9 protein-coding genes are annotated in these 13753 nt (G+C 66.4%); 6 read left to right on the top strand and 3 right to left on the bottom strand.

From position 1 onward, the window contains the following. The first annotated feature begins 286 nt into the window (after positions 1-286). The 4 genes from ACQR0Z_RS30320 (at position 287) to ACQR0Z_RS30305 (ending at position 3016) form a co-directional block, all read left to right on the top strand. On the top strand, positions 287-661 hold the full coding sequence (locus ACQR0Z_RS30320) for a hypothetical protein (RefSeq protein WP_434857342.1): 375 nt from the start codon (positions 287-289) through the stop codon (positions 659-661). Positions 662-817: 156 nt separating this feature from the next. After that, complete coding sequence (locus ACQR0Z_RS30315) at positions 818-1165, top strand: VOC family protein (RefSeq protein WP_434875701.1); 348 nt, start codon at positions 818-820, stop codon at positions 1163-1165. A gap of 277 nt (positions 1166-1442) precedes the next feature. Beyond that, positions 1443-2060, top strand: a complete 618-nt coding sequence (locus tag ACQR0Z_RS30310) for an LpxA family transferase (RefSeq protein ID WP_434921061.1) — start codon at positions 1443-1445, stop codon at positions 2058-2060. A gap of 431 nt (positions 2061-2491) precedes the next feature. Beyond that, positions 2492-3016 (top strand): hypothetical protein, encoded by a 525-nt coding sequence (locus ACQR0Z_RS30305; RefSeq protein ID WP_434921060.1) that lies wholly within the window; start codon positions 2492-2494, stop codon positions 3014-3016. A 708-nt stretch (positions 3017-3724) separates the two neighbouring features. Here the strand turns inward: ACQR0Z_RS30305 and recQ are convergent. Beyond that, entirely contained in the window at positions 3725-5530 is a 1806-nt protein-coding gene (recQ, locus tag ACQR0Z_RS30300) for a DNA helicase RecQ (protein ID WP_434921059.1), read from the bottom strand. A 199-nt stretch (positions 5531-5729) separates the two neighbouring features. Here recQ and ACQR0Z_RS30295 point away from each other — a divergent pair, with 199 nt between their 5' ends. Together ACQR0Z_RS30295 and ACQR0Z_RS30290 are read left to right on the top strand one after the other, a co-directional pair. Next, entirely contained in the window at positions 5730-6377 is a 648-nt protein-coding gene (locus ACQR0Z_RS30295) for an AAA family ATPase (protein ID WP_434921058.1), read from the top strand. Further along, on the top strand, positions 6374-6976 hold the full coding sequence (locus ACQR0Z_RS30290) for a DUF697 domain-containing protein (RefSeq protein ID WP_434921057.1): 603 nt from the start codon (positions 6374-6376) through the stop codon (positions 6974-6976). Before ACQR0Z_RS30295 ends, ACQR0Z_RS30290 begins: the two co-directional genes overlap by 4 nt. Before the next feature lie 3 nt (positions 6977-6979). Here ACQR0Z_RS30290 and ACQR0Z_RS30285 read toward each other — a convergent pair whose 3' ends face one another. Both ACQR0Z_RS30285 and ACQR0Z_RS30280 read right to left on the bottom strand, forming a co-directional pair. Next, positions 6980-8203 carry a trans-sulfuration enzyme family protein gene (locus tag ACQR0Z_RS30285; RefSeq protein ID WP_434921056.1) on the bottom strand — a complete coding sequence of 408 codons (1224 nt, stop codon included), beginning with the start codon at positions 8201-8203 and terminating at the stop codon, positions 6980-6982. Next, positions 8196-13742, bottom strand: a complete 5547-nt coding sequence (locus tag ACQR0Z_RS30280; protein ID WP_434921055.1) for a type I polyketide synthase — start codon at positions 13740-13742, stop codon at positions 8196-8198. Before ACQR0Z_RS30280 ends, ACQR0Z_RS30285 begins: the two co-directional genes overlap by 8 nt. Between the last annotated feature and the right edge of the window lie 11 nt (positions 13743-13753).

Genomic DNA, 13753 nt, shown 5'->3' with positions numbered 1-13753 from the left:
ACTGGCTGTCGTTATCTGCTATTGGTTCATGTCAGACAATTCCGCCAGGCGACCACAATGCATGCCGCATCGCTATTTTTCAGGCCGTAGGCCTTGGCTCGGTCTGGCATATCCGCGTCGGTTCCGCGCATGACCGGCCAGGCCGGCCATTGGTGCATTGCGGAAGTCAGGTCGCCCTTTTGACTTGACGCGGGTTGTATGTAGTTGCCAATTTTCGGACGGAACTGGTCGTTTCCCAGTGGTTGAGAAAAGAGCACGTTTGGTGCAACGAGAGTACCGTCGCCTGATGATCGATGCCGGACAAGTTCACCGCCAATACATCTTCGCCTTGGCTGGGCCGGTGATCGGCTGGATTGTTCTGTGCGCCGTGCTCGGAAAGCCAGCGTTGCTCATCATCGGTACATTGGTCGGATGGCCCTTCATCTATCTATTTGGGCTTCCCCTTGGGGTCCTCGTCTATTGCATTGATCGCGAGTTGATAGATCGGTCAATGCCGCTCTGGTTGAGGAGCCTCGGATGTCTGCTCTCGGGTGGCATTCTCTCATTCGTTCTGATTGAATTCGTTCCACTCCCGCTCAGTCTTGATCACCCGGGTGCTTTGCTCGCGAGTTTACCCGGAGCCATTGCGGGAGTTGTCTGTGCCGCTTGGGGAGACAACTGAAGCTGCAAGGTCAGCGAAGTCCGCCTCTGCTATCGAAACCGACTAGCGCCATCCTTCAGGAAATCGTTCTCGCCTTCAAAACGTACAGGTGAGAACCGGCCGCTGTGATCGATAAATGACTATCCTGAAGTCAGCATTGCAAGGAGTGGTCTGAAGATGGCCGTGACAAGAATTGTCGCTAATCTCTCCGCCCGTGACCCCACGGCGTTGGCAACATTCTATCAGCAGGTGTTCGAACTCGATCTCCCCCTCGACATGGGTTGGATCACTTTTCTAGGCAAAGGCACGAGCCAGAAGATCGAGCTGCACACTGCGTCCGAGGGCGGCGCTGGCACAGAGCTACCTGTTATTTCCATTGGAGTCACCGATCTCGCCGCGACCGAGCGCGCGGTTCGAGCAGCCGGTGCGGAAGTGGTTTATGGTCCCGTTACGGAAAGCTGGGGACTTCGTCGGTTCTTCTTTCGTGATCCGGCGGGCAACCTCGTGAACGTCGTCGATAGCTGAAGGTCACCGGAACTCTTCTCCGAGTTTCGCCGGACGTTCCAGTCGGCGCCTGGGACGCTTGCAGTTGGAGTGCGACCGGACGTAGGGTGCTGGCCGACCAGACGGCGGCTTTTGACCCAAACCGGACTCGAACCAGCCTCTTTGCGATGTAGGAAAGCTTTCGTCACCCGCGCGCTGGCTGATCTTGACGACGTGGACGAGACCGGTAAACCTGCATAAGCTGTTTTCCGACTTCGCGTTTGCCGAGGATTTCAGCCGTCACACGAGACTCCATTCCATGATCGATCCAAGCGCTTTCGTCGCCTCATGGCATTCGAGCAGCTTCGCACGGCACGGATTGGAGCCGTGGCAGATCACCACCCAGGCCTCCGAGCTCATTCGCTCAATGATATGCGATCTCGGTGCCGGCTACGCATTCGAAGGCGATAAGGCGATCCATGAATCCTCGACGATCGAGCCCGGTGCGATCATCAAGGGCCCCGCAATCATCGGTCCCGGATCGTTCGTGGCGGCAAGCGCATATCTGCGCGGCGGCATATTCCTCGGAGAGGAATGCATTGTCGGGCCGGCATGCGAGCTCAAGACGACCATCATGTTTTGCGCCTCCAAGGTGGCGCATCTAAGTTTTGTCGGCGATTCCATCATCGGCGCCGGCGTCAACATCGAGGCGGGCGCCATCGTTGCGAATTATCGTAACGAGATGGACGACAAGCGCATCAGGATCGTCTGGCAGGGAAGCGTTATCGACACCGGTGTCGACAAGTTCGGCGCGCTGATTGGAGATAACGCCCGCATTGGCGCGAACGCCGTCATTGCTCCGGGGGCGTTGATCAAACCCGGCTTTCGCCTGACGAGGCTAGGCAAGGTCGATCAGCACCCAAATCTGCTTGCCTGAGTCGGGACCATGGCGACCTGCCTATCGAACAGGCGAGCAAGTAATGGCTGGCGATCAATCTCAGAACCGCAAGACCGCTCGGGACTGAGGCTCCGTCCGCCGCCCGCGCCGCCGAGTGTTCGCTGTTGGTGATAGATCGGAACTGGCTTGGTTGAATCGCAACTTCCGAAATTGGCCCATCTCGGAGCTTCCGACCGGCAAAGGCGACGTCGGCTCGCGGGACACAACCGGAAGTGACCTGCGGCGAAAGCGATAGACGGCTTGTGGCTTAGAGCGCTCGTCGTCGGGCAGCGAACCCGAAAGCCCCACAGCTCCGGACAAATCCGCCTTCACTCTGGCGGATATATACTGACTTTTGTCAAGATCGGCGGTTGCTGCAAAGCGGCAGGTTGGTAGAGACGGCTTCTCGTCTCGCTGAAAGGCAACTGGATATGAAGCTGCTCAATTGGGGAGGGCTTACGGTCATTGCATGCAGCGCATTTGTGGCGTGGACGGCGATCAGGGTGCTCAACGCGCCGTCAACCGAAGAGGCAATGCAGCGCTCTCTCACTGCATTGAACAGGCCGGAACTTGCCATCGTGTATTCACTCCACCGCGATGCATGCTCGATCGACAAGATCAGCCCTTGGAGATGGAGGGCGGAATGCGTGGGCGTGCCGCAGCATTTTTACCGAGACACCATACATTGCGAGTCACGCATATCGGAATTGCCAAAATGCCGTCCGGCGGCCGCAACAGAGGATGAGGACTGCAGGTCGTTCTTTTGGGACATTGACCTCGATGCTAAACCTGTCGATTCCATCACTCATAGAAGCAGTCACTACGCATCTTTGAGTTCGGAATGTAACCCTAAGGGCACCTTCGCCTCCGAACGGGAGGAGATGGCTCGCCGCGGCATTCGCCCGGTCAGAGTGGAAATCAACGGTGGCATGATGAGGAGGCTCGACGAGCCCTGATTACGATGGGGCGCGCTCGATATCCCCCTGGTCGCGGAGCACAGCATGTCCGCTCTTCGGTGCTGTACTCTTGAGCGATCTAAGTCAATTCTTGATCGCGAGGGGTCATGAGCTTTCGGCCAGGCTGATGTGATCCCGTCTGCACGACGGGCAACTTCCGCATGTCACCCCTGCACAAACTGCCCGTCGTGCCAGTTTGTCGCTAACTCATCCCTTGTGTCGTCGGGCAAATCAGCTGCACATTTCCGCGCATCCCGGCTCGCTGAAGAGGGACGTTTCGCGATCGTCATGAAGCGTCGAGCCGGAGATGCGATGGGCGCATTGGTCCGCAGCGTGAACCTGGTTTGCGCCGACGAACGGAGCGATGCGACGGCGAAATGGTGTGGTCCTGGTCTCCCGACGCTGAGACCAAGCCGGTGGTGATGATGATCCGCTGGCGACGGGGGCAAGACAGCCGGTCCCCGGGGAGAGCGCCTATAACCCGCAAAACCGTCGCGCGGGGAAGGCCGGATATTGGGCTGAACCTGTGGTTCTGCCGCGTGCTTATTTGCTGCACGCGGACCGCGGGTATCGGTCGATACCCGGTCTTCCCTGCGCCTCTTCTTCAACGAAGAGGTCGACTGATGCAAAACTCGGGCGCGACGCGCCGCGGGATCGCGATCTCACATGTGTTGTTCGATAAGTGGAAAGACGCCCGTGCCCGCCGCGCTAGCGACCGGCATCATGCGCGTTGATGACGGCGACGAAGGCGTCGCCATAGCGCGCGAGCTTGACGGTGCCGGCGCCCGGAATCGCCGCGAGCTCTGCCGTGGTGCGCGGATGGCGCGCGGCCATCTCGGCCAGGGTCTTGTCGTGGAAGATGACGTAGGGCGGCACGTTCTGTTCTCTCGCAAGCTCCATGCGCTTGGTGCGCAGCTTGTCGAACAGCTCGCGGTCGATGTCGGGGAACGCCGCCGCGGTCTCGCGCTCCCTGGCCTTGCGGTCGCGCCTCGTCTTCTTCAGCACGCGCAGGCTGAGCTGCGGCTTGTCGCGCAGGAACTGGCGGCCCTCGGGCGAGATCGACAGGCCGCCATGGCCGGCGATGTCGACGCTGATCAGCCCGTGCGCGACGAGCTGGCGGACGATCGAGCGCCAGGCGTTGCGGTCGTGCTCGGTGCCGATGCCGAAGGTCGAGAGCTTGTCATGGCCGAGCCGCTCGATGCGCTCGTCGCGCTCGCCGAGCAGCACGGCGATCACATGCATCTGGCCGAAGCGCTCGCCAGTGCGGTGGATGCACGACAGCAGCTTCTGCGCGGCGATGGTGCCGTCGAAGGTCTGCGGCGGGTCCAGGCAGATGTCGCAATTGCCGCACGGCTCGCAGTCGTCGCCGAAGTAACGCAGCAACACCTGGCGGCGGCATTGGCAGGTCTCGGCGAAGCCGAGCAGGGCGTCGAGCTTGCGGCGCTCGGTGCGCTTGCGCGCATCGGGCGCGTCGGATTCGTCGATGAAGCGGCGGCGCAGCGCGATGTCCTCGGCGCCGTACAGCATCAGGGTCTCCGACGGCAGGCCGTCGCGTCCGGCGCGGCCGGTCTCCTGATAGTAGGCCTCGATGCTGGAGGGCAGGTCGGCATGGACGACGAAGCGCACGTCGGGCTTGTCGATGCCCATGCCGAAGGCGATGGTGGCGACCATGATCAGGCCCTGTTCGAGCTGGAAGCGGCGCTGGTTCTTCTCGCGCGCCTTCATCTCCATGCCGGCGTGGTAGGGCAGCGCCGGAAAGCCGTGTTCGCTGAGCGAGGCCGCGACCTCCTCGGTCTTGCGCTTCGACAGGCAATAGACGATGCCGCTCTCGCCCTCGCGCGATTTCAGGAAGGCCAGCATCTGCTGCATGCTGTTGACCTTCTCCGCCGCGCCGTAGCGGATATTCGGCCGGTCGAAGCCGGCGATGAAGCTGTTGTTCTCGCCGATGTGCAGATGCTCGACGATCTCGGCTCGCGTCGGGGCATCCGCCGTCGCCGTCAGCGCCATGCGCGGGATCTTGGGGAACAGCTCGGCGAGGCAGTCGAGCGCGCGGTATTCCGGCCGGAAGTCGTGGCCCCATTGCGAGACGCAATGCGCCTCGTCGATCGCGATCAGCGACAGCTGCGCGGATTTGAGGCGCTCGATGTTTTCCGGCTTGAGCAGGGTTTCGGGCGCCATGTAGAGCAGGTCGAGCTCGCCGCGATCGATGTCCTGCCACAGCAGGTCCTTCTCGGCGCCCCACAGCCGCGAGTTCAGCGCGGCGGCCTTGATGCCGGCCTGGCGCAGCGCCGTGACCTGGTCCTCCATCAGCGCAATCAAGGGCGAGATCACGAGGCCGAGGCCGGGACGCGCCAGCGCCGGGATCTGGTAGCACAGCGACTTGCCGCCGCCGGTCGGCATCAGCACGAAGGCGTTGTGGCCGGCGATCACGTGGTCGACGATGTCGCGCTGCCGCCCGCGAAAACTGTCATAGCCGAACACGGTCTTGAGGATCGAGAGCGGATCGGCAGTCATGACAACGCACTTCTTCGGCGGACGATGGGACTGGATAAGTCCCGTCGCAGCCCGCCGACGTCAAGCGAAAGCTGCCCGCGGCGGTTGATTTCGGCGGGAAACAGCCGCGCGTTGGACAAGCCGACGAATTGTGGCAGAATCGGCGTGCATCGCATTATGCTCCTATCTCGATACGAGCATGGGCTCGGGGTGGGCTGACATGACCAACCGGATCATCACGCTGGCCACGCTGAAAGGTGGGAGCGGCAAGAGCACGGTCGCGACCTGTCTCGCGGTGCATTGGCACCTCAGCGGGCGCAGGGTCGTCCTCGTCGACGCCGATCCGCAGCGCTCGGTGGTGCGGATCGCCCAGCGGCAGCGCGGATTGGCGGGCTTGCGGATCGTGGAGGACGCCACGGAAGGCGTCTGGCGCACCGCCAAGGAGCTCGCCAAATCGGCGCTGGTGATCATCGATACGCCGGGGTTCCGCACGCCGTCGACGCTCGGCGCGCTCGCCGCCGCCGATCTCGTGATCGTGCCGGTGAAGCCGTCGCCGCTGGATGTCGACGCCATGCTCGATACGCTGGCGATCCTGGTCAACGGCATCAAGGGCTGGCGGCCGCTGTTCCGCTGCCTGCTGACCCAGACCACGCGCGAGTCGGTCATCGCCAAGCACATCCGCGCGGAGATCATGAAGGCGGGCTTCCCGCTGCTCGACAGCGAGATGCAGAACCGCGTCGCCTATCCGGAAGCGGCCTTGTATGGAGCGACGCCCGATCTCGTCGACGAGGGCGGCCGCGCCGCGCAGGACATCGCCGCGATCGCGAGCGAGATCGATCGCCTGTTCCTGCATGAGGCCGCGGCATGAGCCGCAAGCTGCCGAAGGCGGTCGGCCGGACGATGGGAGAGATGCGCGGCACGGGTGCGCCCGGCGCCGGCGATGCCAAGATCGATGCCAAGATCGGTGACAAGATCGAGGACGGCAAGGCCGCAAAGGACAAGGCTGCGTCGCGTGAGGCGGAGTCCGATCCGGTCGATGAGGTGGTCGCGCCGGCGCTGGCGCCCGCGTCGATGGCCGCCGTGCCGCCGCATCGCGACCGCGCGCAGCTGATCGTGGAGCGCTACGCCGCCTATGCGGCCGCCGGCGGGCTGATCCCGATCCCGTTCGCGGGACCCGTCGGCGTCGGGCTGATCGTGCTCCACATGCTGAAGAAGCTCGCCGAGGAGTATGGCGTGCCGTTCCAATACGACCAGGCCCGGCCGATCGTCGCCAGCCTGATGGCTGCGGCCACGCCGGTGGTCGCGGGAGGACTGACGACGGCGGCGCTCAGCCGCGTGGTGCCCGGCGCCAACCTCTACGGCGTCGCGGTGTTCTCATTGACGGCGATGACGACCACGCGCGTGCTCGGCGGCATCTTTCTCGATCATTTCGAGCAGGGCGGCAGCCTTGTCGATCTCGCCGCGTGAGCGCTATGCGCTCCGGTCGAGCGCGTGCGACCAGTCGGCGATGAGGTCGGCGGCCTCTTCGAGGCCGGTCGAGATGCGGACCCAGAACTCGTCCGCCGGCTGCCGCGCGAACAGCCGCGGCGGCGGCTCTAGGATCGGCAGGACCAGGCTCTCGGCGCCGCCCCAGCCGAAGCCGAGCCGGCTGAGCACGAGGCGGTTGATGGCGGCGATCACGTCGTCGCGGGCCTCGGTCGTGAAGGCGACGGTCAACAGCCCGGCGGCGCCTCTGCAGTCGCGGCGCCATAGCTCGTGGCCGGGCGCACCCGGCAGCGCCGGGCACAGCACGCGGCGCACGTCGGCGCGGCCCGAAAACCAGCGGCCGAGCTCGATCGTGGTTCGCAGCTGCCGCTCGCCGCGCAGCGGCAGGCTGCGCAGCCCGCGCAGCGCGAGATACGATTCCAGCGCGCCGGGCACGTGGCCGAGCTGCACCGCGATATCCTTGAGCCGCGCGGCATGGCGATGGGACGTGACGAGCGCGCCGAGCATCAGGTCGGCATGGCCCGCCGCCTGCTTGCCGAGCGACACCACGACGACGTCGACGCCATGGTCGAACGGCCGGAAGGCGCCGAACGCGCCCCAGCTGTTGTCGAGGATGGTGACGACGCCCCGCGCCCGCGCCGCAGCCGCGATGGCCGGGACGTCCTGCATCTCCAGCGACAGCGAGCCCGGCGACTCCATGTAGACCGCGCAGCTGTCCGGGCGGAGCAGCCGGGCGATATCGGCCCCGATCGCCGGATCGTAGAATTCGATCTCGACGCCGAGGCCGCGCAGCACGGTCTCGCAGAACCGGCGGGTGCTGGAGGCGACGGTGTCGACGACCAGGAGATGCTGGCCGGACCGGGCAAAGGCGAGCAGGGCGGTCGTGACCGCAGCGCTGCCGCTGGAAACCAGGATGGCGCGCTCGCCGAGCTCGAGCTGGGCCACCGCCGTTTCGATCCGGCTGACCGCGGGCGTGCCCATGCCGCCATAGAAGAACACGTCGAACGGATTGGCCTCGGCCTCGTGCAGGCTCTCGACATTGTCGAAGAACACCGTCGAGGCGGGCTGGATGGCGGGCTGCGGCGTCTGCCGTTCGCTGGTTGCCTGCACGACGCGGGTGGTCAGATGGAGCGGCGTTTCGCAGGGCCGGTCCGGAGCGCCCGCCGCAATTCGCGACAGGCTCAGTCTGATAGCGTTGTTGTCAGTCACGGCCGGTGCCCTCCGGAGCGAGCATGTCGATCAGCGCGTCGAGTTCGTCTTCCGACAGGCCGTCGAGGGCGTCCTCGGACGGCGCCGGCATGTCAGTGGCCGCGGGAGGCTCGGCTGAGGGCGCGTCGGCCCGCAATGTTTCGAGATGGGCCGCGATCAGCCGCGGTGTCGGATGATCGAAAATGACGGTGGCTGGCAGGCGGATGCCCGTTCGGGCCTGCAGGCGGTTGCGCAGGTCGAGGCCGCTCAGCGAATCCAGGCCCAGTTCGGCGAGCCGCCGGTCGGGATCGATGCCGTCGCCGGAGTCACGTCCAAGCGATCTGGCGAGATCGGCCAACACCCCCGCGAGCAGCGTCTCGTCCGCATGGCTGGGCTCAGCGGCATCGATCCGGGACTGCCGTCGATCGCGGCCGCCGCGCAGCTCGTCGAACGCGGGAGCTGTTCCGCGCCGCTCCAGCAAGCGGTCGAGATCGAGCGGCACGACGCCGACTTGCGCGGGATTGGCCTCGAGGATGCGAAACAGCGCGTCGAGCCCCTGTGCCGTCCGGATCGCGCCGATGCCGAGGCGCTGCAGATTGGCTTGGTGGTCCAGACCGGCCACGACACCCGTCTCGGACCAGGCTCCCCAATTGATGCTGATCGCCGCCAGTCCCCGCGCGCGCCGATGCGCGGCAAGAGCGTCGAGCCAGGCATTGGCCGCGGCATGGCTGGCCTGTCCCGCCGAGCCGAGCAGCGACGCGGCCGACGAGAACAGCACGAAGCAGGCGAGATCGGTCTGTGGAAACAGACGATGCAGCACCAGCGCGCCCGTCACCTTTGGATCGAACGCGCGGGCCAGCCGCTCCGCGGACTGCTCGCTCAGCAAGGCATCGTCGAGCACGCCGGCGGCATGAAAGACGCTGCGGATGGGGACGTCGCGGGGCAGCTTCGAGAGGGCGGCGCGCATGTCCGCTTCGTTGGCGACATCAGCGGACAGCGCGTGGATCTCCACGCCCGCGGCACTCCATTGCGCGAGACGCTTGCGGATGGTTTCGTCGGGCCCACGCCGCCCGACCAGCGCGAGCTTGCGCGCGCCCTTTGCGACCAGCGCCTCGGCAAGCGCCAATCCAAGACCGCCATAGCCGCCGGTGATCAGCTGGATGCCGTCGAGGGCGAGAGCAGGCGGCGGATCGTCGGCCCGCTCCGGCGCGGCCGGTGCGATCCGTGCCACCAGACGGCGGCCGTTGCGGACAGCCTGCAGCGTTTCAGCCTCGCTGCTCTCGAGCACCGCGAGGAGATCGGCAGTAGTCGTGCCGGCGTCGATATCGATCAGGCGGGCGGAGAGATTTGGTAGCTCGAGTGCGGCCACTTTCATCAGGCCCGGCAGAGCCGATGCGGCGAGGCCGTCGACGGGATCGCCCGGCGTCGTGGCGATTGCGCCTTGCGTCAGGATGCTCACGCGCGCCGGCGAGGACAGCGATGCTGCGACCTGCAGTGTCGCGAGGCCGCGAGCGGTGGTGTTGAGAACCGCCGTGCGCATCGCCTCGACGGCGACGCCGGTTGTGCCGGCCGCATCCAGTGCCGTGCAATCGACGATGTGAAGGCGGCCCTTCGCTGCGTTTACGCGGCGGGAAAGCTCGGATCGGCGCGTCAGGCTGCACGGCGCACCGGTGTCAGACAGCAACTGCGCCAGCCGCGCGGCCTCTCCGCCCTCATCGGCGATGAGCAGCCATTCACTGTCGATGTTGCGGCCAGCACGCGCGAGGATGGCAGTCTGGCCGAACGGCTCTGCGCCAAGCAGCGGCGAGATTTCGCCGAAGCCGTGCCGCGCGAGCATTCGCGTCCAGCCGGGGATGTCGAGCAGGGCGTGCCCCGTCTTGCGCCGGTCGTCGTCGAAGCGCCACCAGCCCTCTGTCATGCCGAAGGTCAGATCGAGCCAGCGTTGCGGCGTCACCGCCTCGACCAGCACCAGCAATCCGCCCGGTGCCAGCAACTGACGTGCGTGGGCGAGCGTGGCCGCGAGGTCACGCGTCGCATGCAGGACGTTGGCGGCGACGACGATGTCGAAGCTTTCCTGGGTCACGCCCTGGCTGGCCGGATCGGCCTCGATGTCGAGCCGCTGTGTCTCGATGCGGTCGCCGAAGCGCTCGCGCGCTTGGGTGAGAAATGTTGTGCCGACGTCAGTGAAGACGTAGCGCGTCGTGTCACCCGGCAGGGCGTCGAGCACGGCGGCCGTGGTCGCGCCTGTGCCAGCGCCGATCTCGATCGCGTGGATCGGGCCGGGGCCGGCTCGCTCCACCCAGTACGTCAGCGCCTGCTTCACCAGCGTGTTCAAGCAACGTGTCGGCAACGGCTCCGAATACAGTTCGGCGAGCAGGCGCGGATCGCCGGCGGGCGAGAGCAGTTCGAGCGGATTGAGCTTGCCGGTGAGCACCTCGGGCAGCCGAGGGCCGCAGCGCGACAACAGGCGCCACTCGGCGGCGATCGAATGGTCGCGCAGATCGGCGGGTGGAACCGGCGGCAGTGGCCGCTCGAGCCGGTCGGCGTAGCCGGTCGATGTCGCGGTCACGAGGCCGGCTTGCGCCAGCATCGAGAGCATGCGCGCGAACAGGGCACGCTGGTGCTGCGCAATGCCGAAACGCGACGCGATCGTCTCGAGGGAGCCGTCGAGTCCGAGATGACGGCGCCAGCCGAGGGCATGCAGCGCATGGGCCGCGTAGCACAGGCTGACGTCATCTAGCACGCGCTGGCCTTCGCGATAGGCGGCATAGGGCTGCGCCGCGGAGAGCCGCGCGCCTTCTTCTCCGGTCCTTGCCGCGAGTTCGCGAATGCCGGGCCGATGCAGCCGTCGTTCGCGCCACTGCTCGGCGATGAACCAGGCATCGGGCGCGGCATCGGCGGACGTGAGCCAGTCGGGCAACATCGCGCGCGCTTCGAAGCCTTCGATTGCGAGCCGCGTGGTGCCGTCGTCCGACAGCAGGCGCAGATCCGTTGTCACGCTCTCGGCGTCACGGTGTGTCAGCCGCATGTGCCACCAGCCGCTCGCCAACTCCGGACGTTCAGTCCAGCGCACGCTGGCGCAGCGCACCGGCACGATCGGCGCGCGATAGGCGTCGCCGAGCGCCGCGAGCAGCAGTTGGAAGCCGGCATCGATCAGCCCGGGATGCAGCGGTCCGGCTTCGTCTGCGATGACGCCTTCGGGCGGCGCGCAGTGCGCCAGGGCCTCGTCAGGACCGCGCCAGACCTGCTGCAGCCACCGGAAGCGAGGACCAAGCGCGATCCCGAACCGTCGTGCGTGTTCATAAAGCGCGGTGACGTCGACGACCTCACGACACGAGCCGCGGAGCGCCGCGAGCGCGCTCGTCGGCAGCGCTGTCTCCGGTCGATCGAGTTCGGCCGTCAGGCAGCGGCGCCATGTGGACGAGCCCATGGCGCGGCTCATCAGTGTCAGCTGACCGCGATCCTGGTCGCCGTCGTGGATGGCGATCTCGCCTTCTACTTCGGCGCCGCGCCCGAGCGTGAGCGGCTGCGGCAACCTGACATCGCGCAGGCCACCGGCCTCGCAGCGCGCGGCCGCATCGCAGGCCACCGCGATCCAGACGGCGCCGGCGACGACGAGCGTGCCCTGCACCTCGTGATCGGCGAGCAGCGGCTGCAGCGGCGCACCGAGCCGGAACTGAAACAGCGTCGCATCGAGCGCCGCCGAGCGCATGGGCGCGCCGAACAGAGAACGCGGCGTGCCGCTTGCGAGATCGAACCAATAGCGCTGTCGCTGGAACGCCGTCGTCGCGACCTCACGCTTGCGCCAGGTCTTCGCAGGCCAGAGCAGCGTCCAATCGACGGGGCGGCCGGCAAGATACGCGGCAGCGGCGGCGCGACGGTCGCTGGTCTGCTCGGGATCGCCGCTCGCATGCCGCACGACGGCAGATCTGAGCTCCGGAGCGGCTTCATCCCGCGCGAACGCGCGCAGACGCGACGCAAATTCGCGTGGCGTGGCAGCCGTCACCGCGAGGCGATGCGCGAATGCACCGCGGCAGGTCGCGGCTGTCGCACAATAGTTGCGGAGTTCGCCCGCTGGCAGCGCCTCCATCAGATCGGCGTGACGGTCCGCCTGAGCGCGCAATGCCGCGGCAGATTTGGCGGAGATCACCAGCAGCTCTTCGCCGCGCGGCGCACTTGCCTCCGGCGCATCAGCCGGCACGGGCGTCTCGATCACGAGATGCGCATTGGTGCCGGAGAAGCCGAACGCGCTGACGGCGGCGACGCGCCGGCCGGCCGGCAGCGGTGCCGGCTCGCGCGGAACGGCGAGCTGATAATGGTGCCAATCGATGTTCGGGTTGGGCACCTCGAAATGCAGATGCGGTGGCACCACGCCATGCTGCAGACTGAGCAGGGTCTTGATCAGGCCGGCGACGCCAGCTGCGGCTTCGAGGTGTCCGAAGTTGGTTTTCAGCGAGCCGACCAGCAACGGGGTGGCGCGTTCGGTGGCATAGACGCGGCCGATGGCGCGCAGCTCGATCGGATCGCCGAGCGGCGTGCCGGTGCCGTGCGCCTCGACATAGGCGACATCGGAAGCGGCGAGGCCGGCGCGGCCGAGCGCCTCGCGCATGACGGCTTCCTGCGCCGCGCCGCTTGGCACGGTCAGACCACCGCTGGCGCCGTCCTGGTTGACGGCGCTGCCCCTGATGATCCCGAGGATGGTGTCGCCGTCGGCTTCGGCGTCGGCAAGACGCTTCAGCACCACGACGCCGCACCCTTCGCCGCGCACATAGCCGTCGGCGCCGGCATCGAAGGTGCGGCAGCGGCCGCGCGGCGACAGCATCTGCGCCTTCGAGAAGGCGATGCTCGGGATCGGACTGAGGATCAGTCCGACGCCGCCCGCCAGAGCGAGGTTGCACTCGTTCTGCTGCAGGCTGCGGCAGGCCTGGTGGATCGCGACCAGCGACGAGGAGCACGCGGTATCGATGGTCATGCTCGGACCGGTGAGGCCGAGCACGTAGGACAGTCTGCCGGCGGCGACGCTGAGCACCGTGCCGCTGACATGATAAGGACCGACGCGATCGCCGTCCTCGGCCTGCAGTGTCGCGTAGTCGAACGTGCCGAGGCCCATGAACACGCCCGCCGGGCTGCCATAGAGCGCGGTCGGATCCTGGTTGGCGCGCTCCAGCGCCTCCCAGCTGACTTCGAGCAGCATGCGCTGCTGCGGATCCATCGCATGGGCTTCGCGCGGCGCGATGTTGAAGAAGTCGGCATCGAAGCGATCGACGCCGTCGCAGAACGCGCCGTGGCGCGCGGTCATGTGCCCCGGCGCGGCGGGATCCGGGTCGACGAGACGATCATTGTCCCAGCGATCCCGAGGCGTCTCCGTCACGGCGTCGTGCCCGCGCGCGAGACTGTCCCACAATTCTGCCGGCGTCTCGGCGCCGGGCAGGCGGCAGGCCATGCCGACGATCGCGACCGGCGCCGGTGTCTTGAGCCGCGCGATCTCCGCCTCAAGGCGGCGGATCGTCAGCAGCGCCTGCTTGATCAAGGACGGGTCTTTGGGCTCGGGAGTGCTCATGGCGCTTGCTG

It is taken from the genome of Bradyrhizobium sp. HKCCYLS3077 (assembly GCF_051167555.1).
In the GTDB taxonomy this organism is placed as follows: domain Bacteria; phylum Pseudomonadota; class Alphaproteobacteria; order Rhizobiales; family Xanthobacteraceae; genus Bradyrhizobium.
Note: the sequence above shows the minus strand (reverse complement) of the source record. Positions and strands in the feature narration are given on the sequence as shown.